Below are 26,985 nucleotides of genomic sequence, written 5' to 3' on the forward strand. Positions count from 1 at the left end.
AATACGCGCATGATTCGTGTGTGGACCTAAAGATTTTACTCGAGCAGATTATAATTATATGAGCGACGAAAATACTGAAAATAATAATGGTGATTATAGCGCCGATTCCATCAAAGTTTTAAAAGGCCTCGATGCAGTTCGAAAACGCCCGGGAATGTATATCGGTGATACTGATGATGGCTCAGGTCTGCATCATATGGTTTACGAAGTTGTTGATAATGCAATTGATGAAGCGCTCGCCGGGCATGCAGATATTGTTACCGTTACCCTTAACAACGATGGTTCAGTAACTGTGTCCGATAATGGTCGCGGCATTCCAACTGGTATCCACGGTGAAGAAGGTGTTTCAGCCGCTGAGCTGATTATGACACAGCTACATGCAGGTGGTAAATTTGATCAGAATTCTTATAAAGTTTCTGGTGGGCTTCATGGTGTGGGTGTGTCAGTGGTAAACGCACTGTCCGTATGGCTTAAGCTGACTATTCGCCGTGATGATGAAGTGCATGAAATGAACTTCACTCACGGGGTTCCTGATGCACCTCTTAGTCAAACAGGGACATATGAAGGACGTTCAGGTACCGAAGTTTCATTTCTACCATCTACAGAAACCTTCACGATGACGGATTTCAAATATGAAACACTTGAGAATCGTTTACGTGAGCTCGCATTTTTGAATTCAGGTGTTCGTATTCTTTTAACAGATAACCGGCACTCAGACGTTCGTTCAGATGAATTATTCTACGAAGGTGGACTGGAAGCATTTGTTCGCTATCTTGATAGAACTAAAAAACCATTAGTCGATGATCCAATCGTCATCTCAAACGAAAAAGATGGCATTACAGTTGAAGTCGCTATGTGGTGGAATGAAAGCTATCATGAAAATGTGCTTTGTTTCACAAACAATATTCCACAACGGGATGGCGGAACACATATGGCCGGCTTCCGTGGAGCATTAACACGTCAGGTAACAAGTTACGCCGATAAATCCGGTTTAACTAAAAAGCAAAAAGTTTCTTTAACCGGTGATGATTGCCGAGAAGGACTAACCGCCGTTTTATCTGTGAAAGTGCCTGATCCAAAATTTTCATCACAAACGAAAGACAAGCTTGTATCTTCTGAAGTTCGTCCTGCTGTTGAAGGTTTAGTAAACCAGGCACTGGGCCAATGGCTGGAAGAGCACCCACACGAAGCAAAAATATTAGTTGGCAAAGTATGCGAAGCAGCTGCTGCACGTGAAGCCGCACGCAGAGCACGAGAACTAACACGACGCAAAGGTGTTTTGGATATCGCATCCTTACCCGGCAAATTAGCTGATTGCTCGGAACGAGATCCTGAAAAATCTGAAGTTTTCTTGGTGGAGGGTGATTCTGCTGGCGGGTCTGCAAAACAAGGTCGTTCTCGTGATAACCAGGCAATCTTACCTCTTCGCGGTAAAATTCTGAATGTGGAACGTGCCCGCTTTGATAAAATGCTAAGCTCACAAGAAATTGGCACGCTAATTACAGCACTAGGCACAGGTATCGGCAAAGACGAATTTAATGCTGATAAGTTACGTTATCACAAAATTATCATTATGACGGATGCGGATGTGGATGGTGCGCACATTAGAACGTTGCTACTGACATTCTTCTTCCGGCAAATGCCGGAATTAATTGAGCGCGGGCACCTCTATATTGCTCAACCGCCTCTATATAAAGTTTCTCGTGGTAAATCCTCGCGTTACTTAAAAGATCAGGCGGCACTGGAAGACTACCTCATTACATCCGGCTTGGAAGAAGCCACGTTAGAACTATCAAACGGTGAGGTGCGTGCAGGGCTTGATTTGCGTTCAGTTGTCGATGATGCATTACGATTGCGCGCATTGCTTGATGGACTTCATTCTCGTTACGACAGATCATCTGTTGAACAAGCAGCCATTGCTGGTGCAATGTCTGTGGAAGCCTATGCCGACCCTGCACGGGCCAATGAACTTGCTGCAAATGTGGCTGAGCGAATGAATATGGTTTCTGAGGAAACCGAACGTTCATGGACAGGTAAAGTGACTGAAAATGGTGGATTACTGCTTGAACGTATGGTGCGTGGCGTGGCCGAAGTCTCTCTTCTAGATTCAGCACTCATTGCGAGCCAAGATGCACAAGCTATACACCAATTGCAAACTAAACTGAGTGATGTCTACAAAGGACAGGCTGTGCTAAACCGCAAGTCTGTGACTGAAACAGTGGGTGGGCCTCGCGCTCTGCTTGACGCCGTCTTTGCGGTTGGCCGTAAGGGATTAACTGATATCCAGCGCTATAAAGGCCTTGGTGAAATGAATGCAGATCAACTTTGGGAAACAACTTTGGATCCGAATGTGCGTTCGCTACTACAGGTCAAAATCAGTGACGCTGTAAATGCTGATGATCTCTTCTCTCGTCTTATGGGTGATGAAGTTGAACCACGTCGTGAGTTTATTCAGGACAATGCACTCAGTGTTGCCAACTTAGATTTCTAGTTGTTCTCATTGCAGGCTCGTCTCTTATAAAATAGGATAGGTAATGAGCAGAGAACCGACGTCAAATCTTTCAGAATATACCGTCACGGAATTATCTGGTTCCATCAAGCGGACTGTTGAAGGTGCGTTTTCGCATGTAAGGGTGCGCGGAGAAATTTCAGGATTTCGAGGGCCTCATTCATCAGGGCACGCCTATTTTTCGATTAAAGATGAACGCGCGCGCATGGATGCCGTTGTGTGGAAGGGTGTTTATAATCGCCTAAAATTCAAGCCCGAAGAAGGCATGGAAATGATCGCCACTGGTAAAGTGACAACTTACCCAGGCTCATCAAAATACCAGATCGTTATAGAACAGCTTGAACCTGCCGGAGCTGGTGCGCTCATGGCATTACTAGAAGAACGTAAAAAGAAACTTGCTACAGAGGGTTTATTTGAAGAAGCAAGAAAGCAACTACTTCCCTATATGCCAAAAGTTATTGGCGTTGTGACATCCCCCACCGGGGCAGTTATCAGAGACATATTACATCGAATTTCTGATCGCTTTCCAGTACAGGTCATCATCTGGCCTGTTCGTGTACAAGGAGATACGAGTGGAGATGAAGTTGCGCGAGCTATCGACGGGTTTAATGCACTGGATGCCAACTCGCAGATTAACAAGCCTGAGCTTATCATTGTCGCACGAGGTGGTGGAAGTTTAGAGGACCTTTGGGGGTTTAATGACGAAGCCGTAGTGCGTGCCGCAGCAAACTCCGATATCCCGCTTATCTCCGCAGTAGGTCATGAAACAGACTGGACATTACTCGATTTAGTTGCGGATAAAAGAGCGCCAACACCAACTGGGGCAGCTGAAATGGCTGTGCCAGTAAAGGCAGAACTCGACGCCACGATAGCCAATCTTAATGCGCGCCTATCATCGGCAAGTACGCGAGTCATTGATCAACGCAGACAGAATTTTCAAGCACTGTCGCGCGGCATTCCATCTCTTGATAATCTACTTGCTCTGCCTCGCCGCCGGATTGACGAAGCTAGTAATCTTTTGGGTAAAGCAGTAAATTTGAATGTAATGAATAAGCGAAGAGCATTGGAAACACCATCTGCTCGCCTTACACCCATTTCTCTGCAGGCTTCTCTACAAGATCGAACAGCAAGATTGATGCAAAATACGCGAGCGCTTAAGGTAAATTGGGACCGCATAAAAGAACAAAAAATAACTCAAATTGCACGTATGAATCAGGCACTTTCACCTGTGCCACAGCAAATAATTCAGCGTATCTCACAATCTCGTAGTCAAATAGAGCAATCACGGTTGCGCGCAGATGGCGCTATAAACCGACAGATCGTAAATGGCCGTCAACAACTTTCTGCTCAAAACCGCGTCTTACAATCTCTTGCCTATAAAAACGTTCTGAACCGTGGATTTGCCATTATACGTGACATGAACAAGAAGCCTGTAACTCTTGCTGAGGCTGTTACAGCACAACAACATCTATCAATCGAATTTTCAGATAGTATGATTAATGTAGTAGAAACCGGTAACGCACCTGAACCAGAGATCAAAGCGCCAGTAAAACATAAAAAGCCAACCAAACCAAAAGATGCAGCTAAAGATCAAGGCTCACTTTTTTAAGTTCCCGTCTGCAATTACGTTTTCTTCAAAAACTCGGTTTTGAGCACTATTGTGGACTTGCCTTGTCGACATTCAACTTGACCTTCATTTGACGTCAATCTGATATTTTTAAATGTCGTACCGCGTTTAAGCGTCGTTGACGTCCCTTTAACTTTCAGGTCTTTAATGACTTGAACTGTATTTCCGTCATCAAGTTCTTTGCCATTTGTATCTTTAGTGGTCACGGAGTTACTGTCTTTCCAACTTTTCGTTAATGCGTACAAATTCTACGATGTTTCACAAGCCCATCACGGGCAATATTTATTCCCACTCAATGGTGCCTGGAGGCTTGGATGTCACATCATAGACAACACGGTTTATGCCGCGGATTTCATTTATGATGCGTGTCGCTGCACGACCTAAAAATTCCATATCATAGTGATAGAAATCAGCTGTCATACCATCAACAGATGTGACAGCGCGAAGTGCGCAAACGGATTCATAAGTTCGGCCATCTCCCATGACACCCACTGTTTGAACCGGTAAAAGAACCGCAAACGCCTGCCAAATCTTGTCATAAAGACCGGCCTTACGAATCTCATCCAGATAAATGGCATCCGCTTCTCGCAAAATTTCAAGCTTCTCACGCGTAACACCACCGGGACATCTGATTGCAAGTCCAGGGCCAGGGAACGGATGGCGGCCAATGAATGATTGCGGCAGACCAAGCTCAAGACCAAGTGCACGCACCTCGTCTTTGAATAATTCACGTAAAGGTTCGACCAATTGCATATTCATACGATCTGGCAGACCACCCACATTGTGATGAGATTTAATTGTGACAGAAGGCCCACCGCTGAATGATACGCTCTCAATCACGTCCGGGTAAAGTGTACCTTGAGCAAGGAAGTCTGCTCCGCCCAACTTTTTAGCTTCAGCCTCAAATAGCTCAATAAATAATCGCCCAATTATCTTGCGTTTGGTTTCAGGATCAGCCTCACCCTCTAGTTCAGAAATAAAGGTTTCTGATGCATCGCAGTGGAGAAGCTTTAAATCCGGATAATGCTGGCTAAACATATCAACGACATCTCTGGCTTCATTTTTACGCATTAAACCATGATCAACCAAAATACATGTAAGCTGCGAACCAACTGCCTCATGGATGAGCAATGCCGCAACAGAGGAATCCACACCTCCAGATAACGCACAAATTACTTTCTTGTCGCCAACTTGCTCACGAATTGCAGCAACTGCGCGATCTCGATATGCAGACATATTCCAATCGCCTTGAAGACCCGCGATATTTAAAACAAAATTAGCCAGAAGTTTCCCACCATCTGGTGTGTGCACGACCTCTGGGTGAAACATTGTCGTATAATATTTACGCTCTTCATTAACTGCAATTGCACAAGGCGCATTTGGCGATGTTGCAACAACCTCGAAGCCTTCTGGCATTTTCGTTACCCGATCGCCGTGGCTCATCCAGACGGGATATTGCTCGCCAACATTCCAGATACCTTCAAATAATGGACTAGGTTTCAAAATCTCAATATCAGCCCGTCCAAATTCTCGATGGTGACCACCTTCAACCTTGCCGCCTAGTTGTGCACATAAAGTCTGCTGTCCATAGCAGATCGCAAGAATTGGAAGACCTGAATCAAAAACCGCCTGCGGTGCACGCGGCGAATTTTCCTCTGGAACAGACGCTGGTCCGCCGGAGAATATAATCGCGCCTGGCTTTATTCGTTTAAAGCCTTCATCTGCTGACTGGAAAGGAACTATTTCGCAGTAAACACCTGTTTCTCGCACACGACGTGCGATCAACTGAGTTACCTGCGAACCGAAATCAATGATTAAAACACTGTTTGAAGAAGAAGAATTATCGCTCATAAAACGGAGATACGAGAATAGCGAGTTAAGCGCAAGTACCCTTCACACCATATATGGTATCTTCAACGTGATTTATGCAATTTGATGTGCCTAAAAGCGATCCATAACCTGAATAGCAGCAGGGCCCAAAACAACACCGAAAAGTACAGGCAAAAAGAATAAGATCATCGGCACGGTAAGTTTTGGTGGAAGGGCGGCAGCTTTTTCCTCAGCACGCGCCATTCTCATATCTCTACTTTCCTGTGCCAAGACACGCAAAGCCTGTGCAACTGGTGTACCATATTTCTCAGACTGTATAAGTGATTGGCAAACCGCTTGAACAATATCTAGATCAGTTCGTCTTCCAAGATTTTCAAACGCTACACGCCGATCCTGAAGATACGAGAGTTCTGCTGTTGTTAAAACAAATTCTTCAGCCAGCTCTGGCGATTGTTCCGCAATTTCCTGTGCTGCCCGCTTCATCGCATGCTCAATAGAGACACCAGATTCTACGCAAATCAACATCAGATCGAGCGAATCCGGCCACGCTTTTTGAATGGACGTTTTACGCTTACCAATTTGATTGCTTATAAATATCACTGGCAGGTAAAAGCCTAGATAAGCACAGACTATGACGACAAAGATTTTTATTCCGGTAGTCTGTTCCGGGATTCCATCAAGCACAAACACGTAGGTTAAGCTTAGAATTAAGAACACAATCGGAAAAATAACACGAGCTGCAAGAAAAAGATTTAGGGCATTTTGGGTTCTGTATCCCGCTGAATGCAATTTTCTGGTGGTATTTTCATCTGCGAGAGCTTTACGCAAATTTAATTGATCAACAAGACGTCCAGCCGACTTATTATTTTCTTTCCGTAACGCCACCTTCTGATTCTTTGCAGCATTTTCTGATTGCATGCGTGCACGCTCGCGCGCACGGATCTCATCTCGCTCCAATGCGACAGATTTCATACGTGCGGCGGTATCGCTTTTTTCAAGAAACGGCATTGCCAAAGTCACACAGGTCGCGAAAACTGCGACCGCGACAAGCAGCGGAATCAGGAATTGAGGATCTGTAAGAGTTGCGATCATTTTGTTACTTTCAAAACCTAAACTTCAAAATCAATCATCTTGCGCATAACCAACACGCCGATTGTCATCCAAACCAACGACACACCCATAATTAGGTGTCCGCGTTGGTCAGTAAACAAAATCATAATGTAATCACGTGAAGAAAGAAAAACCAGAAAACCAACAATAAATGGCAGAGCACCGATAATAACCGCGGATGCTTTTGCCTCCATCGACATCGCTTTTACTTTAGCTTTCATCGTTTTTCGTGCACGCAGAACGCTCGATAAATTGTCAAGAGCCTCAGATAGGTTACCACCGGCCTGTGCTTGAATATTAATAACAACAGCAAAAAAGTTCACCTCTGGCACCGGAATGCGTTCATACATTCTACTGCAGGCTTCTGGAACACTCATCCCAACCTGTTGCGCTTCAACAATCTTTAAAAACTCAGATTTCACAGGCTCAGCGGCCTCATAGGAAATCAATCTGATTGCGTCATTGAGAGGAAGACCGGACTTGATGGACCGGACCATTACATCTAGCGAATTCGGTAGTTCTTCCAAAAATGCTTTAAATCTTCGCTTTCGCAAAAAAGAAACGATCCAAAGCGGAACTCCGGCTGCAGATACGAATAAAACCCCCATTGATACGAGTGGGTTTTGACTTAGAAAGTATGTAACTACGCCACAAAAAAGGCCAAGAACTAAACTAAGTACATAAAACTTCTCAATGCTTACTGTAAGGCCAGCTTGTGCTAACTTATCCTTTAGAGATGCAGTTTTTTTCTTCTTGGAATTCTGCTTATCTTCTAATTCCTTTAATGATTCCTGCACCGATTTCTTACGCTTGCTCATTTCAGCAATACGATCATTTGCAGCTTTTTTCTGAGCATAATTATTTGAGTTTGAGCCCGAAGACATTCGAGAAATACGCGTGTCGGCATGACGTTGAGCATCTATGGTATTGAAGAAAAACGCATAAATAGCTGCGCCAACCGCAACGGCAACTAATGCTACCAACATGACAAGTTTAATATCAAGTCCAAACATTATTCTACAACCCCTTGAAACTTGTGGCCGATCAGAATGGAGTTCATCACCTCATGGCCTCCATCCCATCAAGCGCTGCAGCTAAACGTTGCTCTTCGCTATACATGCGGGCCCGATCCCAGAATTGTGGCTTACCGATTCCGGTTGACCGATGCACACCGATCAGACGCCCATTAGCGTCTTCCCCGTCGATCTCATATTTCATAAGATCTTGAGTAACGATAACATCACCTTCCATGCCGACCACCTCGGTAATGTGCGTAATTCGGCGCGATCCATCACGAAGACGTGCCGCCTGAATGATAATATCAACGGAACCTGCAATAATTTCTCGAACGGTTTTGGCTGGTAATGTGTATCCACCCATTGCGATCATGGATTCCATGCGGCTCAAACATTCTCGCGGCGAGTTGGAGTGAATTGTACCCATCGAGCCATCGTGACCGGTATTCATGGCCTGAAACAGATCAAAAACTTCTGGTCCGCGAACCTCACCAACAATAATCCGTTCAGGGCGCATGCGAAGACAGTTTTTGATCAAATCACGCATGGTGATCTCGCCCTCGCCCTCGATATTTGGAGGTCTTGTTTCCAACCTCACTGTATGTGGTTGTTGCAACTGTAGCTCGGCGGTATCTTCACATGTGATAATACGCTCATCTCTATCAATATAGGCCGTCAAACAGTTCAAGAGAGTTGTTTTACCAGAACCTGTTCCACCTGAAATAACAACGTTACATCGTACTCGCCCTATAATTTGCAACAATGTTGCACCTTCTGGCGTAATAGCTCCAAAATTAACGAGTTGTTCGAGTGTGAGTTTGTCTTTTTTAAATTTCCGAATTGTCAGCGCTGCGCCATCGATAGCTAATGGAGGTGCAATTACGTTTACACGAGAACCGTCAGGTAATCGCGCATCACAAATTGGGCTTGATTCATCAACCCGGCGACCAACTTGGCTCACAATTCTCTGACAAATAGATAATAGTTGTCCATTATCACGGAAACGAATAGAAGATTCCTCAACCTTGCCATTTACCTCGATATATGTCCGACCTGCTCCATTAACCATAATATCGGCAATATCATCACGAGCAAGCAATGGCTCCAGTGGTCCATAACCTAAAACATCATTACAGATATCATCAAGCAATTCCTCTTGCTCAGCGATCGACAATGCAAAATTTTTGATTGCAATGATATCATTGACGATGTCGCGAATTTCTTCACGCGCACTTTCGGTATCCAGCTTCGAAAGTTGAGATAAATCAATCGTATCAATGAGGGCTGAAAAGACTTGTGCCTTGGTATCATAGTAATTTTCATCACGCTCGGGCGCAATGCTGGGAGCCTGTGCTGGCGGTGCTTTTATTGGAGTCTCAACCTGAACTGGTACTGGCTCAGTTACCTTTGACACCGGAGCGCTAGACGCACGTTCCAGTACATCGGTAGAGTTACCTCCGAACTTTCCGCCATTTCCGCTTGTACTGCGTTTACCAAACATATTTCGGCCTCAAACTGCTTCCTTGAACTCTATCTACTTACCCAATTTCGATAACAAGCCTGCTAATGGACTAGTTTTTTGCTTCTTCACTTCTGTTCGACCTGTCAGTATGTGTGAAATCTGAGAAATTGTCTCTGCAGTTGGAGATTTAGGTTCCATTTCAGAAATCATCCTGCCACTATTTGCGGCGTTCCCAAACAGAGCTGCATCAAACGGAACAACAGCGAGAGGATCAACATCAAATGGATCACAAAAATCAGAAACACTAATTTCTGGTCGCTTAGGCATACCCACCTGATTGAGAATCAAATGTGGTATCGGGTCATTCGGACGTGCTTTGCCAAGAACATCAAAAATATTCTTGGCATTGCGCAAGTTTGCTAAATCGGGCGTTGCGCAAACCACAACTGTGTCAACAGCCGCAAGCAGTTTATGTGTCCATGCATTCCACACATGTGGGACATCAAAAATTGTGATTGGAGCAGATCTTTGCAATATCTCAATAACTGGCAAAAATGCATCTTCGTCAATGTCAAATGTCTTATCCATCATAGAAGGAGCTGCCAATAATGACATATGCTCTGAACATTTTTCGAGCAACCTATCCATGTAAACATCATCAATACGAGTTTGAGAGAACAGAGCTTCGGCCATACCTTGCAACGGATCACAGTCGAAATTCAGATTTGCGGTTCCATATGCCAAATCAAGGTCAGCTAAAATTACTCCACTTGAGAACAGGTTTGAAATTCCCCAGCCACAATTATGAGCTAATGTGGAAGCGCCTACGCCCCCTTTTGCACCAAAAAATGCGACGGTTTTGCCAACTGGCTCAGCTTCAGGATCGACAAAAATTGATGCCATTGTATCAATTACATCTGCCATCGATACAGGCTTAACCATATATTCGGCAATACCATTGCGCATCAATTCACGGTACAGTCCGATATCATTATTATTCCCAATAACAACGACATGCGTATCGCGATCACACACGGATGCCAGTTTTTGCAACTCATCCATCAGGCCAGATCTATCTAAACTGCTTTCGATGACCAATAAGTTTGGTGTCGGCGAGGTCTCGAACATACTTGCAGCTGCTAATATACTCCCCTGATTAATTCTCATATTCACGTTTAGTAAACGCCGATCTTCTGCACAATTTTCCATAAGCTCAAGCAGGCTTGGCGTTTCGCAAAATGCATGAACAGATATGCGCGGTAGAGGACGAAGTGACGATACATCTTCGTGACCACTTACAACAGCATCTGCTTCTGGCTCAATTTCATCCCGCTCGGGCTGTGCGTAATCTATACTCATAATTGGTCCTCAAATTCGGCCATACAAATGCAACACTTAAAGTCCTGCGCCATTGTCTTGATAAGATTTAATTGCATTGGCTCGGCGCGTGGCGTCAATCTGTGACATACTGCGCGGTGCAACCAGATCTAAAGGATTGGCTATCTGTGCAGCTAGATTGTTTTGCGTGGCACAACCAAAGTTTTCATAATTGGTATTTGTGTGTGTGTTTGCCAACATATCTTCATTCCAAACACCACATGGTCCAGTCGAAGCGGCTAAAGCTGTATAAACCACCTTGACAGGCGCAGCTCCACCTTCGGTCTCAGTTTCATAAGATGACACTGCGATCTGATGGCGCGGCACGCCAGAACTTGCCAAAGCGTTTGCAACCAAATTAGCATATTGTCCCGCTTTATGACTGTTCGAAGCACCCATTGGCTGCAATACTAAAATTTGACCTGCACTTGATTTCATATAATCGCGCGCAAACCCAGATATTGTGTCTTTTGCCTGATGTGTCATGCGCGTTGGGAAATTTCCTACAGGCAAATCAAGAATCATATCCTTGTCAGTTATCATGATTGGATGGCGGGCACGATAATCATCGGACACCGAACCAACCGTCAAACCTTTGTCTTGATTTGCACAACCGGCAAGTGCCGCAACGGTTACAACCGCCATTAATTTCATAGTTAGCGAACTCAACTTGAAATTTGATGAATGCCCTTGCTTTTGACCTATCTTTATCATCATAAATGCGCCTTATTTGTAAATGAAGCCAACAGCGCCATGATACTGGCCAGCTGGACGCTTGGATTTCGATTTACCGTAGATCTTATTAACTCGTCCGAGGAAAAAACTCGCATAGTCACCGGCAGCGTTAAAATTATCATCTGGGCGTGCAAGATTTTGTCGAGCAACAGGTTTGACTAGATAAGGTGTTGCTATAATAACAAGCTCATTCTCGTTTCGCACAAAATCCTTTGAACGAAATAATGAACCAAGCACTGGGATCTTGGATACGCCAGGAAAGCCAGACATTGCCTGACGAATATTGTCCTTAACCAAACCAGCGATCACAAGTGAACCACCAGACGGCAACTCAACAGATGTTTCCGCTTCCCTTTTTCGTATTGACAGGAAGGTTGGTCCTAAACCGTTAGTCCCTTGGCTAAGAGAAGTTGAGCCTTCAAACGTCGGTTCGGATACTTCAGTACGAACTTTGAGGCTTATGCGTCCGGGTGCGAGCACAACAGGCGTGAAGTTTAGTCGAATACCGTATTCAACTTTCTCGCTTGAGTAGGTACCGGACTGCTGATAGGCATTCCCATTTCGATCGATCAGTGTTTCACCAGAGGAATATCCGCTTACCAAGTTAAAGTCACCACCGACAAAAAAGGAAGCCGGCTCACCAGAAATTGCAGTTAAACTCGGCTCTGCCAACGTACGCATAACACCAGCCTGTTCCATGGCGCTGAGATATCCAGAAATTGCTCCGCTACCAACTCTTCCACCTGCCCTGACAAAATTCCCGGTTGCAAGTTCTTTTCCTAGATTAGCTAAGTTTGTTACTCCGAAACTCCCGGCAGAATTGGCGCCACTTACGCTACCGACTGCATTTACACCAAGTTGTTTGAGAACAGTTCTACTTACTTCCGCGATTGTAACTTTAAGCGTTACCTGATCTTCACCGTCAATATTCAACAAGTTAACAATCTGGGAAGATTGACGTGCTTCAGCAGAAATATCAACATCACCGCCTTCAGCAGTAGCAGTTGTCAAGCGCGTTGTCGCTTCCCCACCTTTTACAAAGATTTCAGCCAGCCGAACAGCGCGTTGAGCGTCCTGAGGTGTTCTAACATTCCCGGTAAGAACAATATTATCCGAAATAATCTCGACAATAATTTCAGAGCCTGGAATAAATCTCTTCAAGTGTGAACTTAATCCGCTAACATCACGCTCGATGTTAACATTCAGATTAATAATCTCTTCTCCATTTTTGCCAAAAATGAAGATGTTTGTTTGGCCAACTGTTTTACCGAACAAATATATACGTCGTGACGAGCGTGTAACTGCATCTGCAAGTTCTGGATCAGCAACAAGAATGTCATGTGCATTCTTGGGAAGATCTATGACAACAGCTTTATTCAGGCCAAGCTTAATTGCCTTGGATATACCGGGTCCGATATTGCGAATCTTAACGATAGCATTATTGGCCGCATAAGTTGACTGAACATGAAAAACACTTGAGATAAGCAAAAATGAACCTGCCAAAGCAAGTTTTGAAATGAGAGATACTTGTCCCCAAACCTTAGTCATTTTGTTCCTAGAATTTAACAATAGTTATCTCCACTTATTCTTTGACTAAATCAGCTTGGCTAACTTTGCCGCTTCGAATAATTTTTACATCATCAGCACCAGAACCCGTTGTAACTAGATGTGACGCGCCGACCGTATCTTTCTCCGCAACGTCTGCAACAGAGCGAAGCGCAAGTGTGATGCGGTCTGCGATTTGCTGGCCAACAGCCATGATCTGCCCTTGTTCCGGAGTTAGCTCCAGTGTTGCAGTTGTTCCAACAGCGGTTCGGTTCCCTTCTGCATCTTCCTCAATGCGCTGATCAATGGCCAGAACACGAACATTCTCCAAGATATTTTCCGTATGAAATCCGTCACCTTGAGTTGCTCTTCGAACCATAATGACATCCACACGATCATTCGGGAGGATAAAACCACCGGCTCCTGTCGCTACGCTGATTGATGTTGCTACAGCACGCTTACCTGCGGGAAGTAGCGAAGACATAATGCGAGAAGATGAATCAACAATTTTTTCAGGTCGAATTGGCTCACCTTTAAAGATAGGCAATCTTACGATAACGCCAGCCATCTCCTGTACCGCTTCAGGACGAGCATCTTCAGTGATATAACCTTCAACGAGAGAATCTTCGGGCCAATTTTTCCATTCAATAAGCTCTGGATTTAGTCGTGCACCAACTGCAATACTTTCCTTCGCGACCATAACACGAGTGGTAGGAATACGCTCAATAACCGTGTTTTGAATTTCAGTTACAACGGTTTGGGGATTTCCAGATAATCCCATGGCTAACCATGCGGCAACACCTGCAGCTAATGCCGCAACTGCTATTATCATAACCCTCGTTTTTTTCATCACGAATCCTTAAAAGCATTTTCGCCCTTAAGAACAATTGCACTGGAAAGGTATATTTATGGTTAACAAATGCTTCTTGCATATGGTTAATAACTAGCTAATTGACAATTTTGCCAAATATTCACCCAGCTTTGAGTTAAAGGCGATGTAAAACTATCGTGAACGGGATATGGGATTAACTGTTTATGGCAAGCATAAATATCTGCGTTTCGGGATAATTCATAAGTGCAGCTATACCAATAGCGACACCATAAGGCACCCCAGCCTTCGGATCCATTAAATGCGCCGGAATGGGTAGAGCATTTGTAACATAAGACATTATTTGTGTTCTGAGAATAAGGATGCCAATCGTCAAGAATGCACCCAAATATGCCACGAGCGTGAGATATCCGACAAGATCTAGCCCAAACCCAAACCAGAGTGCACTTGCGGTTAGAAGCTTAGCATCCCCGCCACCCATGATATTCAGAGCAAATAAAGTGAAGCAAACAGCAAAAACACATAGCGCAGCAACAACACTCCAACCAATTGTTATTAGATCTAAACCAACTATCGGTGCCAGTAGGAAGTAACTCGCACCCAACAACAGACTCACACGATTGGGTATCGTCATAGATAAAATGTCCGTCATTGCGGCCATCGCCATACAAAGAGGAAATATAACCAAAATTGCTGCTTCCAACATAACGTTCTCCAAATAATATCTGCGATACTATTGGTCAAAGTTTAAAAAATCGAAAATCAACTCGAACATAATTTCTAACTGTTAAATAAAGAAAAGCCGCCTTTCGGCGGCTTCCCTAAGTATATTGCAATTAAGCAATTATATCATTATTTCTAAGACTACTACGTAGAAGGTGAAGCGTTTTCAATTTCAGTCGCCAAGTCATCAAATTGGTTATCCAGAGCGTTACCAAGGGTGCCGGCGCCTGCGATAATTGCAACGGCAATCAAGCCAGCGATTAGACCGTACTCAATAGCTGTCGCACCGGATTCGTCATTTGTAAAACGTTTGATTAGATTAGTCATTTAAAACTCCTAAGTTCCATATATGGTTTTTTCAGCACCCGCTAGTTTTCCACCAGTCGGTTAGCGCCAAACTAACAAGTAGGGTTTTCCATCCGATTAAAAAATATGGTTAAGAATAACTAAATGGAAAAAGATGGCATATTTTACAAGAATTACCCCCAAAAATTTAGCAGCTACAAAACTAGGAATGGATACTAAAAGACGGAAAACTGTAGTTTTCTTTATGAAATTCCTTATATTTAACTCTTCATTCACCATTAAAAGCGATCTTGTTTAAAAAATTGCATTCATTCGCGGACATATTTAGATGAGATCTTTTTCAGCAGCCAAAATTGTATTGAGCGCACTTGTTCTCACCTCAATGACTATAAATGTGCAAGCCAACGATATAATTAGTGTCTTCATGAATCATGCCCGAATACTGAAATTCGATGCGCCTGTATCAAGTGTTATTGTAGGAAACTCGGAAGTAGCTGATGTTACCGTGAGTGATCCAACCACAGTTATATTGACCGCAAAATCTTATGGTACGACGAATCTCGTGATTCTGGACAAGGACGGAGATGCCATCATTGATAAACGTATTGTTGTTTCTGTTGATGAAGAAAACAGTGTACGTGTGTTCAGACAGGTTGAACGTTCTGTTTTAACTTGCTCACCTATTTGTGAAAAACAGGGCGATGCGAGTAAATAGGTCTGCTTCAATAAAGTTGAATACTCAGTCCGAATTCAACCAAACAGCTAACAATAAAAATTTAAATATTTCAGGTTACCTTTGATCAACACATTCTATTTAGAGTGTGGATAGTATGTGTTATTGGAGTAACAAGTGTGGCGTTGAAAATGTTCTCAAAGAGAATTTTAAGTCTCCGAAAAATTCGCAAATCTGAAAGCGGAAGCACCGCTATCGAATTTGGTATACTTGCTATTCCATTCTTCATGATCATATTTGCAACAGTTGAAACATTGCTTGCGTTCGCAGGAAATCAATTGTTGCAAAATGCAGTTGATACTGTGTCTCGCAAACTGCGAACTGGTGAGATTACGTTTAATGCAGGTAAACCTGCGACAGATAAGACTGAAATCCAGTTCAGAGAGTTATTCTGTAATGAAATCAGTATCATGCTATCCTGTGATCAATTGCCATCAGGCGATGAAAAACTTTTAATCGACCTGAAAACAGTTACTGGTTATGCATCAATTGATACTGACATACCGACTGTTAGCAACGCAAAGTTTTCTCAGTTGGATACAACAGGTTTTAGCTATAATCCTGGCGGTGCAGGCTCGATCAACGTTCTTCGTGTTTACTACAAATGGGAGATCATGCTGGATCTCATTCGACCACATATAACAAATGTCCGACCTGAAGATGGTTCCACATCGTACTTCTTAATGGTCGCGACAACCGCCTTCAAGAATGAGGAGTATCCATAATGAAAGCTCTCCCTTCAGACCACAAAGATCTTTTTGAAGAACAAAAAACCTCAAACTGGAAGAACAAAATCCAGAAACTTGTAAAACGGTTAATCAGAAATGAAGATGCTATTGGTGCTGTAGAGTTTGCACTTCTGGTGCCTGTTCTGCTTCTACTTTATGTGGGCGCGGTTGAACTATCGGTTGCCATGACGATAGATAAGAAAGTATCAAAAGCTTCTGCGATTACAACGGATATACTTTCCCAAGGCAAAACAACAGATAAAGCTGGATTAAAAGAGATGGTAGGCGTTGCTCAGAGCATTGTGGCTCCGTATGATGCTTCCACATTGGGAATGCAAGTTATTGGAATAAATATTGATTCAACAGGGAAACCAACCATTTCATGGTCGTGGAATGGCACAAATGCAGCCCCGTTTCCGGTTGGAGAAGAAATCGTTATTCCTAAAGCCTATGAAATACCGGATACTTTTTTGCTAAAGACAACTGTGGACCTTGATTACAATCTGTTGCTACTTGCGCCAAAAAAAGCCGGAGTTAATTGGGATAGTAAAGCAATCACATTATCAAAAGAGTATTATCTCCACCAGCGAGAAGCAGAAATAATTACATGTAGCGACTGCTAAGAGCTATTGTAACGTTGAACGTAATCTTCCGTCGATAATCGCAGGCACACTGATTGAACTTAGATTCAATACTGCCGATATAGCATTATAATCACCTACATTCGCTTGTTCAAAGCCTCCTGAAAAATACGGCTCTATAATATCCAAAACCTCAGGTGATCTGCTACTCATGTTCAACAACAAATTCGTCAGATCTTCTACCAACTCCTTGGGAAGCGAGCGATGGGCAACATGCGGGCCATGATGAATAATCTTTGACCGCCACACAATTGTTGACTTTTTTTCTGCTTGTAGGCGAGAATTATAAATCGTTCCAAATACTTTTTCGGAAGACACAACCTCGTCGAGTTTTGATGTCGGGACCCATCCAAAATATCCATCAACATTTCCACGCTCATAAGCACTAACGACATCCTCAACACTACCTAGTTCCAGAAAGTCATTCGCAGGAATATCTCCATTTTCAATAGCTTTATTAGGAACGAGCCAGCCAGACATAGAATTTTTACGCGAAAAACCAATACGAAGCTTCTCTCCATTCGCATAATCGGCTTTTTTATCATCTCGTATTATAAGAACGGACCTGAAACCATTTGAACCTTGTGCGGAAATCGGACGTGCAATTGCATGAAGACAACTGCAGATTTCATTCATAGTTGCATAGGAACGTGCAGAATGAATAGCATATTGCACACGTGCACTTCCGTGGGCGTCCATAAGCGAACCCAAAGATTTGAATCGTATAACTTCTACTTTAAGACCTAACTGAGTGGCATAGAAGTTTGAAAATTCCGCAATTGATTTTTCATTTTCTGCAATTGGATGGTTATATAGAACACCAACTCGTAAAACCTTTAACTCATCTTTCCGGGCAGCATAAGCGTTGTTGGTTGTTGATATTCCAGTTGCTAAAGTGAGCACAACTAGAATGTAGATTGGTAATATGTGAGTACGCAATAACTTTAACATACACCTTTTTAACATTTATAACTCTGGGCGTGGAAAAATGCTTAATATATGGTAAACATGACTTCCTCCTCCCCAAAATCATCAATTAAATCTGGGGAATGCATTCAAATATGTTGGATTGATCATTGTCGCGTGTTTTTATTTTAATTTTGGATTCTTTTGGTATAGGCGGAGCGCCTGATGCCAAAAAATTTGGCGACTTGGGCGCAAATACTCTTGGACATATCGCCAACAACTATCAGATCTCTCTACCAAATTTGGAAAAACTTGGACTAGCAAATGCTGCTCAACTAGCAACCGGGAAGATACCAATAGGCATGAAATCTGCCAGCAGTCCCAGCGGGATTTATGGCGCTGCATCTGAGGTTTCAAATGGAAAAGATACGCCATCTGGCCATTGGGAAATAGCAGGACAGCCCGTTGATTTTGACTGGGGTTACTTCCCAAAAGAAGTTCCATGTTTTCCAGACAACTTGACGCAAGCTATATGCGAATTTCTATCCGTCCCTGATATCCTTGCGAATTGCCATGCATCCGGCACTGACATTATTCAACGTTGCGGTGTTGAGCATATTAAAACCGGTCAGCCGATCTGTTATACATCATCAGATTCCGTATTTCAGATTGCTGCGCATGAAGACATATTTGGTCTCGAAAAGCTCTATGGCCTTTGTGAGTTTGTGCGGATTGAGCTTGACCCTTTAAATATTGGGCGTGTTATCGCACGTCCATTTACCGGAGATTCACCACAGAATTTTGAGCGAACAGGCAATCGCCGCGATTTTTCCGTGTTGCCACCATCTCCTACTCTGCTAGATATTGCTAAGAATGCCGGCAGAAGTGTGATCAGCATAGGTAAAATTTCAGATATCTACGCACACCAAGGTGTCACGCAAACTCATAAAGCTGACGGCAACATGGCTTTGTTTGATAAAACACTTGAGATTGTGGCAAAGGCTGAAGAAGGCAGCCTAACCATGACCAACTTCGTGGATTTCGATATGGTTTTTGGGCATCGTCGTGATGTTGAAGGTTACGGCAAAGCGCTTGAAGCATTTGATAAAAGACTTCCTGAAATCCAAAAACAATTGCGCGCTGACGATCTTGTTATCATTACTGCCGATCATGGTTGTGATCCAACGTGGCAAGGCACCGATCACACACGGGAACGTGTCCCTGTATTAGGATTTGGTCCCAACATAAAGTCTAAAAACATTGGTATTCGGACTAGTTTTGCAGATATTGGCGCAAGTGCGGCTGAACATTTATCACTTGAACCGACGGTATATGGAGTGAGTTTTTTATAATGAAACACATACCAAAAGCCGAGCTTCATTGCCACATAGAAGGTGCTGTAGTTCCAGAGTTGGCTATTCAACAAGCCATAAAATATCAAACCGATATTTCCGATATATTAGATGGTGATCATTATAAATGGCACGATTTTACGAGTTTTCTCAAAGCATATGACACAGTTGCCAACCTTTTTCGATCAGAAGAAGATTATGCACAACTTGCCGAGACATATCTGAACAGCATTGCACAAACAGGTGCGATCTATAGTGAAATTTTCATCTCGCCAGACCACGCAATGGCAGCAGGCCTGCCACCAAAAGCCTATATAAGTGGGTTGGCTGAAGGTATTAGGCGTGCTGAAGCAAACACTGGAATTATCTGCCGGATGATCATTGTTGGCGTGAGGCACCTAGGGGCAGAAAATGTTGAAAAAGCTGCAATCCTTGCAGCATCTAGACCACATGAACTGATCACAGGGTTTGGCATGGCAGGTGATGAGCGCTTTGGCAAGGTCAAGGATTTTGCTCGCGCTTTTGATATCGCGCGCGATGCTGATCTTGGCATAACCATCCACGCTGGAGAGCTTGATGGTGCGCATAGTGTACGAGATGCAGTAACGCATATCAAACCAACTCGAATTGGGCACGGTGTACGTGCAATCGAAGATATGGATCTGGTGAAGGAAATAGCAGACAAACAGATTGTGCTAGAAACCTGCCCTGGCTCAAACATCTCGCTCTCAGTATTTCCAAGTCTGGCTGCTCACCCGTTCAAGAAGCTAAAAGACGCCGGCGCGATCGTCACAATTAGTTCTGATGATCCGCCATATTTTAAAACATCGCTTTCTAAAGATTATGAGAATATAGCCTCTACATTTGGCTTTGGCGACAATGAGATGGTCGGATTTACGAAAAACGCCATTCACGCGGCGTTTGTAGAGGATAAGATCAAAGACAAATTACTTGCTCAACTTGGCTTCAACACTTAGTAGAGAAAAACAGCAAATTGATAGAGGTTCAAAGATGAGTAACGCGATCGTAATTGACCACCCACTGGTTCAACATAAACTTACACTTATGCGGAAGAAGGATACATCAACTGGCAGCTTTCGCCGTCTATTGCGTGAGATTTCTACTCTTCTTTGTTATGAAGTAACACGAGATCTTAAACTCACTACGGCAACCATTGAAACTCCAATGACTGAAATGGAAGCACCGACTTTGGCAGGCAAAAAGTTAGTCTTTGCTTCAATCTTGCGAGCGGGAAATGGCTTGCTTGAAGGCATGCTCGACTTGGTGCCATCAGCTCGTGTTGCCCATATCGGTGTTTATCGTGATCATGACACGCTTGAGGCCATCGAATATTTCTACAAATCTCCTGATCTGCTGGACGAACGGCTTTGTATTGTTGTTGATCCAATGCTTGCAACAGGCAATTCATCTATCGCAGCGATTGATAAACTCAAGGAGCGGGGCGCTACAAATATTCGCTTCCTTTGCTTGCTCGCAGCACCTGAAGGTATTGAAAATTTCAACAAAGCTCATCCTGATGTACCGGTTTACACAGCTTCAATCGATAGTCATCTCAATGAACTGGGTTACATTATCCCAGGTCTAGGTGATGCAGGCGACCGTATATACGGCACAAAGTAACTACCCAATGGCCCTACATTGCAGTTTTGTAATTTTTGACTTGATTTTCATTGCCAAACTTTAATGCACATGAACGCATTGTAAGTGGTTTTTCTGTCCTGTTGCTTCCAGATTAAGGGGGCAACAGGAAAACAAAACAGAGGAATTACTAAAATGAAAAAGACACTTATTACAGCACTCGCCGCAACAATCGCCTTGGCTTCTGCATCAACATTTGCATATGCTGCAAAAGATGGTGACAAACGTGGCGGCGGTCGTCATGGCCCAAATATTGAGCGCATGTTGGAAAAATTAGACGCTAACAATGATGGCGACATTTCATTAGCTGAAATTAAAACACATCAGGAAAATATCTTCGCATCAGTCGATGCCGACGATGATAATTCACTCACTCAAGAAGAGTTTGAGATGATTGCAGAAATGCGCAAAGCCGAACGTGAAGCCAACAAACAACAGCGCACCGAAACTGCACAAAGCAACGATAATGATGGCAAACGTGGAGGAAAAGGTAAGCGTGGAGGTAAAAGAGGTCCAAGTTTTGACCGCCTTGATGCTGATAACTCTGGTGGCATAACACTGACAGAATTCACTGGTCATGCTGACAAGATGTTTAAACGCATGGACCGCAATTCAGATGGTGTGATTAATTCAGACGATATGAAACGTAAGAACGGTTAATATTCCAACTTTCTAAAGAAAAAAAGGCCGGTCCAAACAAGTAGTTGGTCCGGCCTTTTTGTTTAATGAAGAGACGCGTCTCTAATCTTTATAATGCTCTTCGATGATGTTCCAAGCCTCATCTGCCGTTTCGACAATTTTAAACAAGTCGGTATCATCCGGCGAGATGGTTCCAAAATCGGCCAATGCTTGAAAATTAAACATTGTATTCCAAAACTCTTTGCCGAATAGAATAACTGGAATGCGCTCCATACGGCCAGTTTGAATAAGTGTAAGAGATTCAAACAATTCGTCCATCGTGCCAAAGCCACCTGGGAATACAGTGATGGCTTTTGCTCGCAATAGAAAATGCATTTTGCGAATCGCGAAATAGTGAAAATTCAACGAAAGGTCAGGCGTCACAAACTCATTCGGCGCTTGTTCGTGGGGTAGAACTATGTTGAGACCAATCGAAGGCGCGTCAACTTCATGTGCTCCGCGATTACCAGCTTCCATGACACCTGGACCACCACCGGTTACGACAACATACTCTGTATATTCCGTTTTTTTGGAAGCCTCCGAGCAAACGCGGGCAAACTTACGCGCCTCATCATAATATTTCGAGGATTTGGTGAGGTTCTCCTTCTGTATGTCATTTTTCGCCGCCCAAGGATCCTTACCCGGCTCAGGAATTCGTGCTCCACCAAACATTACGACAGTTGAGCAAATCCCATGCTCACTCAATGTGATTTCAGGCTTTAATAATTCCAACTGCAATCGAACGGGGCGCGTTTCCTCACGGCACATGAAATCTTCATCCGCGTAAGCAAGTCGATATGCAGGCGCTCTAGTCTGGGGTGTATCTGGCACCTCGCTTGCGCGTTTTTTATCAACGCCACTGCTTGGCAATGGATCCCAAATTTCTCTAATGCGTTTAGCCCACATGTGATGTCCTTCGATTTGATTTTATTATCAACTTCTCTGTTGTTTGGACTTATCATAGTTTGTCAGACATTGACCATGGCTTGAAGCTGCAATAGGACTGCATCAACGAAAATTAAACACCTTTCATGCAAGGGCAAGATAGGTGAAGATGTGACACGCCATGTTTGAGGAATAAAATGACACAAGACCTGACCCAACTTGAAAAAACCATTGAAACTGCTTTTGACGCTCGAGATACAATTTCACCTTCAACAAAAGGCGACGTACGCGAGGCAATTGAACAAGCGCTTGAACTTTTGGACAATGGTGCAGCACGAGTAGCCGAACGCCAAGAAAATGGTGACTGGCGTGTTAATCAATGGCTTAAGAAGGCTGTCCTTTTGGGCTTCCGTATTAAAGATATGGAGCCGCAAGAAGGTGGACCACAAGGCACAACTTGGTATGACAAAGTAGATAACAAATTTAAAGATTGGGGCGAAAATCGCTGGCAAGCAGCTGGTATTCGCGCTGTTCCAAATGCAGTTGTACGAAAATCTGCCTATATTGCGCCAAACGTAGTATTGATGCCGTCATTTGTAAATCTTGGAGCGCATGTTGACGAGGGTACAATGGTTGATGCTTGGGCAACAGTTGGCTCATGTGCACAAATTGGCAAGAACGTTCACCTATCCGGCGGCGTTGGCATTGGTGGTGTTTTAGAACCAATGCAGGCCGGTCCAACAATCATTGAAGATAATTGCTTCATTGGTGCCCGCTCTGAGGTTGTTGAAGGATGCATCATCCGCGAAGGTTCTGTTCTGGGGATGGGTGTCTTTATTGGTAAATCCACAAAAATTGTAAATCGCACAACGGGCGAGATTTCTTATGGTGAAGTTCCACCTTATTCCGTTGTTGTTGCGGGTTCACTGGCGTCGGATAAAGTTATGGGCAACGGACAAGCAGCACCAAATCTTTATTGCGCGGTGATCGTAAAACAAGTCGACGCACAAACACGATCAAAAACTGGTATCAACGAACTCCTTAGAGACTAATTCGCTCTTCAAATACTGTCTGGGTAAAACATGCCAAAATATGATGCTGTTTCATTACTGCAAGATTTAATCCGCTGCCCTTCTGTCACACCGGCAGAAGGCGGTGCACTTGAGTTGTTGGAAACGGTCTTATCTGATTTAGGTTTTACAGTTGAACGTATTACTTTCAGCGAAGATGGTTTGGATGATGTTGAAAACCTCTACGCCCGCTATGGCAATAGTTCTCCTCATTTTATGTTTGCCGGACACACAGACGTCGTCCCCGTGGGAGATAAAGCAAGTTGGACAAAACCACCGTTTTCTGGTGACATTATCGACGGTGAAATTTATGGCCGTGGTGCTGTAGATATGAAAGGCGGTATTGCTTGCTTTATTGCTGCCTTTTCAATTTATCTGAACGAAAATCCTGACTTTGATGGTTCTGTCTCACTTCTCATAACAGGTGACGAAGAGGGCGTTGCGATCAATGGCACAGACAAATTACTCAAATATGCACACGACAAGGGTGAGGTTTGGGATGCTTGTATTGTTGGCGAGCCAACAAATCCTGAGCAACTGGGCGATATGATCAAAATCGGCCGACGTGGGTCATTATCTGCCCGCGTTACCGTTGATGGTATTCAAGGTCATGTAGCCTATCCCCATCTGGCTGACAATCCAATTCGCGGCGCAACCATGATGTTGACAGCATTAATGGGCACCCCATTTGATGAAGGCACCAATGAATTTCCGCCAACCAATCTGGAAGTGACGACTGTTGATGTTGGCAACAAGGCAAATAATGTTATCGCCCAGCAGGCTGCCTTTCAATTTAACATCCGTTTTAACAACCTTTGGACTGAAGACAGCCTTCGCAAGGAAGTTGCCAAACGACTTGATGCCGCCGCACATGATTTATCTCTACGAAAAGATAAAGCCGCAACTAATTACAGGATAGAATTTCTAAATCGCGTAAGCCCTGTGTTCCTCACAAAAGATGATCGCCTCACAAAGGCACTCAGCAATGCCATTGCAGCAGTGCTAGGCGCAAAACCTCAATCATCAACAACGGGCGGCACATCGGATGCGCGTTTCATCAAAGACTATTGCCCGGTGGTGGAATTTGGTCTTGTTGGGCAAACCATGCATATGGTTGATGAGCGCGCGCGTGTCGCGGACGTGGAAAAACTCACCGAAATCTATCATGAATTTTTAAAATCCTGGTTTTCTTGAATGTCCGAAATAGGTTCTAAAAATCGAGCAATATCAGAAGCATCGCGTTATCTTTATGCTATTTTGCTGATCATTCAGAATAATCAAGAAGGTGTCAGAATAATCTTGCAATCAGGCATGAATGTTACACGTTCATTCATGGCGTATTTTTGGTGTTTGCCAGCACAATTATTTATGTGGTCATTGGTTTGGCGGCGAAGTGAAATTGCGGAAGACGCCACTCACGTCGATTTTTTGATCACCGTGAGCGTTTTTGATGCAGTTGCATGGGGTATATTCGCCATTTCAATCTACTTAATTATGGTTCTTGCATCGGCAGAAAAACTTGCAGCACCCATGATCATCGCTACAAACTGGTTTAATTTGTTTGCAACATATGTCTTTTTCATTCCAGCAACGATGAATTACATCCTACCACTGGGTGATGATACTGCGATGATCATTGAGTTTGTAATATATATAACAATTGTAGGACTATATTTCCGCGTCGTTAGGCACATGCTCGGAAATCACAAATTGTTCGCATTTGCACTCACACTGGTAAATGTAGCCAGCAGCATTTTTATTTCAAGCTTCATTTATTCGACTGTATGACAAAAAAGCCCACCGAATTCAAATCCAGCGGGCTTCTGTGATATTAATTTTTCTTTGCTTATGCAGCTAATTCTTCAACATCTGGGAAGAGTGAATCAAGCTCTAGGTAACAGATCATCTGATCATCAACCGGAATGATCGCACGTGTGAGCGAACGCTCAGCTTCCGGCAACACATCTGGTGCAGGCTGCAGATCTTCTTCTTTAACAGTGATCATATCAGACACATTTTCGACCAAAAGACCAACAAGCTTATCAGCGATGTTTGTCACAATAATCGCACTACGCTCTGTTGGTTTAATTGGCGATAAACCAAGACGAATAGCCATATCGATGACAGGAATAACTGACCCACGAAGGTTGATAACACCAAGAACGTGACTTGGTGAATGTGGCAACATTGTTGATGGTGCCCAGCCGCGAATTTCGCGAACCGCCATAATATTTACGCAGAATACCTGATCCCCTAGATGAAACGATATAATTTCAATCTGGCCAGATTCTTTAACATCTGTTTGTTCGTTCATAGTGAAATCTCCAAAATCCTCTAATCGAGCCCCAAGTCGCTCATGCATTTACTCTAAATTGCCACCATTAACCTTTGGATACGCACAAAGCTGTTATCTAACTGAATATGGAATACAGGCATGCTGTTTTACAGCTTCTAGGATGGGCGTCATGCTCGAGCCGTCAAATTTGGGCTTCCCAGATACTCCGATCATGCCTTCTCTCGGTTTCTAATTTGTTAATAGCCAGATATAATTTTTAATACTGGTGCGAAACTGAATGAAAATCACGCCTCAACAGTCAAGCCTTTTGCATAGATTGAGACGAAATTTTGAAGTTGCTCTTCCAAAGCACCCCGGGAAATCGACATAAAGCGTTCTTGAAGATTAATTGCTATGATCCCGTGAACCGCTGAAAACAAGGTTCTTACCATTTGCGAGACTTCTTCCTGTTCAAGATCGGGCCGAAGCCTTAACAAAGGTGCAATGACTTTTGAGAAAGTTTCATTTGTTCGATCAAGATACCAATCCGGAATAGGCGTATTGTCATGCATCGTATGTGTAAAAAGCGATGTCCAGAGATTATAATTATCATACGCAAAGTTCATATAACGCTGAGCAAGGAGCCTCAAATTTTCTTCTGGATCTAAGTTTTCCGCGGGTTGTTGCCCAATACTTTCCGATAACATCATCAGGATGTGGCTATTTACATTTAAAATAAGATCATCAAGGTCTGTATAGGCATTATACAAACTGCCAAGCGAACAATCTGCCTCAATTGCAATATCACGTGCACGCAGACCAATAAGGCCATTTTTTTCAATTCTCCGAAACGCTGCATCAAATATACGTTGTTTCAGAAGATTTCGTTTCTCGTTGCGATTCATAATAAGCTCTTTTTTGAACATTGTTCATTTTTATGTTGAACATTGTTCATTTTTCGTCTATATCCAATTTGAACATTGTTCATA

27 protein-coding genes are annotated in these 26,985 nt (G+C 43.5%); 12 read left to right on the forward strand and 15 right to left on the reverse strand.

All coding sequences use genetic code 11. The features are described from left to right. Positions 1-58 precede the first annotated feature (58 nt). Positions 59-2,491, forward strand: a complete 2,433-nt coding sequence (gene gyrB / locus AB2J24_RS05870; RefSeq protein ID WP_367384780.1) for a DNA topoisomerase (ATP-hydrolyzing) subunit B — start codon at positions 59-61, stop codon at positions 2,489-2,491. Between the two features lie 43 nt (positions 2,492-2,534). Continuing rightward, positions 2,535-4,118: an exodeoxyribonuclease VII large subunit gene (xseA, locus tag AB2J24_RS05875; RefSeq protein WP_367384781.1), complete on the forward strand. Its 1,584-nt coding sequence runs from the start codon at positions 2,535-2,537 to the stop codon at positions 4,116-4,118. 14 nt (positions 4,119-4,132) lie between these two features. Here xseA and AB2J24_RS05880 read toward each other — a convergent pair whose 3' ends face one another. From AB2J24_RS05880 to AB2J24_RS05930, 11 genes are all read right to left on the reverse strand, one after another. After that, positions 4,133-4,342 (reverse strand): PhnA domain-containing protein, encoded by a 210-nt coding sequence (locus tag AB2J24_RS05880; RefSeq protein ID WP_367384782.1) that lies wholly within the window; start codon positions 4,340-4,342, stop codon positions 4,133-4,135. Between the two features lie 76 nt (positions 4,343-4,418). Next, entirely contained in the window at positions 4,419-5,987 is a 1,569-nt protein-coding gene (gene guaA, locus AB2J24_RS05885) for a glutamine-hydrolyzing GMP synthase (protein WP_367384783.1), read from the reverse strand. A 90-nt stretch (positions 5,988-6,077) separates the two neighbouring features. Further along, positions 6,078-7,058 (reverse strand): type II secretion system F family protein, encoded by a 981-nt coding sequence (locus AB2J24_RS05890; RefSeq protein ID WP_367384784.1) that lies wholly within the window; start codon positions 7,056-7,058, stop codon positions 6,078-6,080. A gap of 17 nt (positions 7,059-7,075) precedes the next feature. Continuing rightward, the gene (locus AB2J24_RS05895) at positions 7,076-8,089 is read right to left on the reverse strand and encodes a type II secretion system F family protein (protein WP_367384785.1); all 1,014 of its coding nucleotides are present in this window, start codon (positions 8,087-8,089) and stop codon (positions 7,076-7,078) included. Positions 8,090-8,135: 46 nt separating this feature from the next. Next, on the reverse strand, positions 8,136-9,593 hold the full coding sequence (locus AB2J24_RS05900; RefSeq protein ID WP_162654478.1) for a CpaF family protein: 1,458 nt from the start codon (positions 9,591-9,593) through the stop codon (positions 8,136-8,138). Positions 9,594-9,626: 33 nt separating this feature from the next. Continuing rightward, positions 9,627-10,916, reverse strand: a complete 1,290-nt coding sequence (locus tag AB2J24_RS05905; RefSeq protein WP_420883629.1) for an AAA family ATPase — start codon at positions 10,914-10,916, stop codon at positions 9,627-9,629. A gap of 33 nt (positions 10,917-10,949) precedes the next feature. Next, a complete protein-coding gene (locus tag AB2J24_RS05910) occupies positions 10,950-11,585 on the reverse strand; it encodes a CpaD family pilus assembly protein (RefSeq protein WP_367384787.1) in 636 nt (211 codons plus the stop codon). Positions 11,586-11,657: 72 nt separating this feature from the next. Then, complete coding sequence (locus AB2J24_RS05915; protein WP_367384788.1) at positions 11,658-13,214, reverse strand: type II and III secretion system protein family protein; 1,557 nt, start codon at positions 13,212-13,214, stop codon at positions 11,658-11,660. Positions 13,215-13,248: 34 nt separating this feature from the next. After that, positions 13,249-14,061: a Flp pilus assembly protein CpaB gene (gene cpaB / locus AB2J24_RS05920; protein WP_162654482.1), complete on the reverse strand. Its 813-nt coding sequence runs from the start codon at positions 14,059-14,061 to the stop codon at positions 13,249-13,251. Between the two features lie 175 nt (positions 14,062-14,236). After that, positions 14,237-14,746 (reverse strand): A24 family peptidase, encoded by a 510-nt coding sequence (locus AB2J24_RS05925; protein WP_367384789.1) that lies wholly within the window; start codon positions 14,744-14,746, stop codon positions 14,237-14,239. 161 nt (positions 14,747-14,907) lie between these two features. Beyond that, positions 14,908-15,090 (reverse strand): Flp family type IVb pilin, encoded by a 183-nt coding sequence (locus AB2J24_RS05930; RefSeq protein WP_367384790.1) that lies wholly within the window; start codon positions 15,088-15,090, stop codon positions 14,908-14,910. 361 nt (positions 15,091-15,451) lie between these two features. Here AB2J24_RS05930 and AB2J24_RS05935 point away from each other — a divergent pair, with 361 nt between their 5' ends. From AB2J24_RS05935 to AB2J24_RS05945, 3 genes are all read left to right on the forward strand, one after another. Beyond that, complete coding sequence (locus tag AB2J24_RS05935; protein WP_420883630.1) at positions 15,452-15,784, forward strand: pilus assembly protein N-terminal domain-containing protein; 333 nt, start codon at positions 15,452-15,454, stop codon at positions 15,782-15,784. Positions 15,785-15,921: 137 nt separating this feature from the next. Continuing rightward, positions 15,922-16,527: a TadE/TadG family type IV pilus assembly protein gene (locus tag AB2J24_RS05940; RefSeq protein ID WP_367384791.1), complete on the forward strand. Its 606-nt coding sequence runs from the start codon at positions 15,922-15,924 to the stop codon at positions 16,525-16,527. Continuing rightward, positions 16,527-17,153, forward strand: coding sequence for a TadE/TadG family type IV pilus assembly protein (locus tag AB2J24_RS05945; protein ID WP_367384792.1), 627 nt, complete (start codon positions 16,527-16,529; stop codon positions 17,151-17,153). The genes AB2J24_RS05940 and AB2J24_RS05945 overlap by 1 nt, the downstream gene beginning before the upstream one ends. A 3-nt stretch (positions 17,154-17,156) precedes the next feature. Here AB2J24_RS05945 and AB2J24_RS05950 read toward each other — a convergent pair whose 3' ends face one another. Beyond that, complete coding sequence (locus AB2J24_RS05950; protein WP_367384793.1) at positions 17,157-18,122, reverse strand: phosphate/phosphite/phosphonate ABC transporter substrate-binding protein; 966 nt, start codon at positions 18,120-18,122, stop codon at positions 17,157-17,159. A 125-nt stretch (positions 18,123-18,247) separates the two neighbouring features. Between AB2J24_RS05950 and AB2J24_RS05955 the strand changes: the two genes are divergently transcribed. From AB2J24_RS05955 to AB2J24_RS05970, 4 genes are all read left to right on the forward strand, one after another. Continuing rightward, positions 18,248-19,429 (forward strand): phosphopentomutase, encoded by a 1,182-nt coding sequence (locus tag AB2J24_RS05955; RefSeq protein ID WP_367384794.1) that lies wholly within the window; start codon positions 18,248-18,250, stop codon positions 19,427-19,429. Next, entirely contained in the window at positions 19,429-20,406 is a 978-nt protein-coding gene (locus tag AB2J24_RS05960; RefSeq protein WP_420883624.1) for an adenosine deaminase, read from the forward strand. Before AB2J24_RS05955 ends, AB2J24_RS05960 begins: the two co-directional genes overlap by 1 nt. Before the next feature lie 34 nt (positions 20,407-20,440). Then, on the forward strand, positions 20,441-21,070 hold the full coding sequence (gene upp / locus AB2J24_RS05965; protein ID WP_162654490.1) for a uracil phosphoribosyltransferase: 630 nt from the start codon (positions 20,441-20,443) through the stop codon (positions 21,068-21,070). Between the two features lie 153 nt (positions 21,071-21,223). After that, positions 21,224-21,748, forward strand: a complete 525-nt coding sequence (locus tag AB2J24_RS05970; protein WP_367384795.1) for an EF-hand domain-containing protein — start codon at positions 21,224-21,226, stop codon at positions 21,746-21,748. An 81-nt stretch (positions 21,749-21,829) separates the two neighbouring features. On the opposite strand, the gene AB2J24_RS05975 is transcribed toward AB2J24_RS05970, so the two are convergent. Further along, positions 21,830-22,672 (reverse strand): LOG family protein, encoded by an 843-nt coding sequence (locus AB2J24_RS05975; protein ID WP_162654491.1) that lies wholly within the window; start codon positions 22,670-22,672, stop codon positions 21,830-21,832. A gap of 176 nt (positions 22,673-22,848) precedes the next feature. Between AB2J24_RS05975 and dapD the strand changes: the two genes are divergently transcribed. Genes dapD through AB2J24_RS05990 form a run of 3 tightly spaced genes read left to right on the forward strand, consistent with a single transcriptional unit; the run spans position 22,849 to position 25,509 of the window. Next, positions 22,849-23,703: a 2,3,4,5-tetrahydropyridine-2,6-dicarboxylate N-succinyltransferase gene (gene dapD / locus AB2J24_RS05980; protein ID WP_162654492.1), complete on the forward strand. Its 855-nt coding sequence runs from the start codon at positions 22,849-22,851 to the stop codon at positions 23,701-23,703. Between the two features lie 30 nt (positions 23,704-23,733). After that, positions 23,734-24,915 (forward strand): succinyl-diaminopimelate desuccinylase, encoded by a 1,182-nt coding sequence (gene dapE / locus AB2J24_RS05985; protein WP_367384796.1) that lies wholly within the window; start codon positions 23,734-23,736, stop codon positions 24,913-24,915. Next, the gene (locus tag AB2J24_RS05990) at positions 24,916-25,509 is read left to right on the forward strand and encodes a hypothetical protein (RefSeq protein WP_367384797.1); all 594 of its coding nucleotides are present in this window, start codon (positions 24,916-24,918) and stop codon (positions 25,507-25,509) included. It abuts the gene before it with no gap. A 58-nt stretch (positions 25,510-25,567) separates the two neighbouring features. Here AB2J24_RS05990 and AB2J24_RS05995 read toward each other — a convergent pair whose 3' ends face one another. Both AB2J24_RS05995 and AB2J24_RS06000 read right to left on the reverse strand, forming a co-directional pair. Then, positions 25,568-26,035: a chemotaxis protein CheW gene (locus tag AB2J24_RS05995; protein ID WP_162654495.1), complete on the reverse strand. Its 468-nt coding sequence runs from the start codon at positions 26,033-26,035 to the stop codon at positions 25,568-25,570. Between the two features lie 266 nt (positions 26,036-26,301). Then, positions 26,302-26,901 carry a TetR/AcrR family transcriptional regulator gene (locus tag AB2J24_RS06000; RefSeq protein WP_367384799.1) on the reverse strand — a complete coding sequence of 200 codons (600 nt, stop codon included), beginning with the start codon at positions 26,899-26,901 and terminating at the stop codon, positions 26,302-26,304. Positions 26,902-26,985: the final 84 nt, after the last annotated feature.

The organism is Lentilitoribacter sp. EG35, from assembly GCF_040784015.1.
Lineage (GTDB): Bacteria > Pseudomonadota > Alphaproteobacteria > Rhizobiales > Rhizobiaceae > Lentilitoribacter.

Coding starts and splice junctions, on each gene's coding strand:
- gyrB (WP_367384780.1), top strand. CDS start 59: ATGAGCGACGAAAATACTGAAAATAATAATGGTGATTATAGCGCCGAT.
- xseA (WP_367384781.1), top strand. CDS start 2,535: ATGAGCAGAGAACCGACGTCAAATCTTTCAGAATATACCGTCACGGAA.
- guaA (WP_367384783.1), bottom strand. CDS start 5,987: ATGAGCGATAATTCTTCTTCTTCAAACAGTGTTTTAATCATTGATTTC.
- AB2J24_RS05890 (WP_367384784.1), bottom strand. CDS start 7,058: ATGATCGCAACTCTTACAGATCCTCAATTCCTGATTCCGCTGCTTGTC.
- AB2J24_RS05895 (WP_367384785.1), bottom strand. CDS start 8,089: ATGTTTGGACTTGATATTAAACTTGTCATGTTGGTAGCATTAGTTGCC.
- AB2J24_RS05900 (WP_162654478.1), bottom strand. CDS start 9,593: ATGTTTGGTAAACGCAGTACAAGCGGAAATGGCGGAAAGTTCGGAGGT.
- AB2J24_RS05910 (WP_367384787.1), bottom strand. CDS start 11,585: ATGAAATTAATGGCGGTTGTAACCGTTGCGGCACTTGCCGGTTGTGCA.
- AB2J24_RS05915 (WP_367384788.1), bottom strand. CDS start 13,214: ATGACTAAGGTTTGGGGACAAGTATCTCTCATTTCAAAACTTGCTTTG.
- cpaB (WP_162654482.1), bottom strand. CDS start 14,061: ATGAAAAAAACGAGGGTTATGATAATAGCAGTTGCGGCATTAGCTGCA.
- AB2J24_RS05925 (WP_367384789.1), bottom strand. CDS start 14,746: ATGTTGGAAGCAGCAATTTTGGTTATATTTCCTCTTTGTATGGCGATG.
- AB2J24_RS05930 (WP_367384790.1), bottom strand. CDS start 15,090: ATGACTAATCTAATCAAACGTTTTACAAATGACGAATCCGGTGCGACA.
- AB2J24_RS05935 (WP_420883630.1), top strand. CDS start 15,452: ATGACTATAAATGTGCAAGCCAACGATATAATTAGTGTCTTCATGAAT.
- AB2J24_RS05945 (WP_367384792.1), top strand. CDS start 16,527: ATGAAAGCTCTCCCTTCAGACCACAAAGATCTTTTTGAAGAACAAAAA.
- AB2J24_RS05950 (WP_367384793.1), bottom strand. CDS start 18,122: ATGTTAAAGTTATTGCGTACTCACATATTACCAATCTACATTCTAGTT.
- AB2J24_RS05960 (WP_420883624.1), top strand. CDS start 19,429: ATGAAACACATACCAAAAGCCGAGCTTCATTGCCACATAGAAGGTGCT.
- upp (WP_162654490.1), top strand. CDS start 20,441: ATGAGTAACGCGATCGTAATTGACCACCCACTGGTTCAACATAAACTT.
- AB2J24_RS05970 (WP_367384795.1), top strand. CDS start 21,224: ATGAAAAAGACACTTATTACAGCACTCGCCGCAACAATCGCCTTGGCT.
- AB2J24_RS05975 (WP_162654491.1), bottom strand. CDS start 22,672: ATGTGGGCTAAACGCATTAGAGAAATTTGGGATCCATTGCCAAGCAGT.
- dapD (WP_162654492.1), top strand. CDS start 22,849: ATGACACAAGACCTGACCCAACTTGAAAAAACCATTGAAACTGCTTTT.
- dapE (WP_367384796.1), top strand. CDS start 23,734: ATGCCAAAATATGATGCTGTTTCATTACTGCAAGATTTAATCCGCTGC.
- AB2J24_RS05990 (WP_367384797.1), top strand. CDS start 24,916: ATGTCCGAAATAGGTTCTAAAAATCGAGCAATATCAGAAGCATCGCGT.
- AB2J24_RS05995 (WP_162654495.1), bottom strand. CDS start 26,035: ATGAACGAACAAACAGATGTTAAAGAATCTGGCCAGATTGAAATTATA.
- AB2J24_RS06000 (WP_367384799.1), bottom strand. CDS start 26,901: ATGAATCGCAACGAGAAACGAAATCTTCTGAAACAACGTATATTTGAT.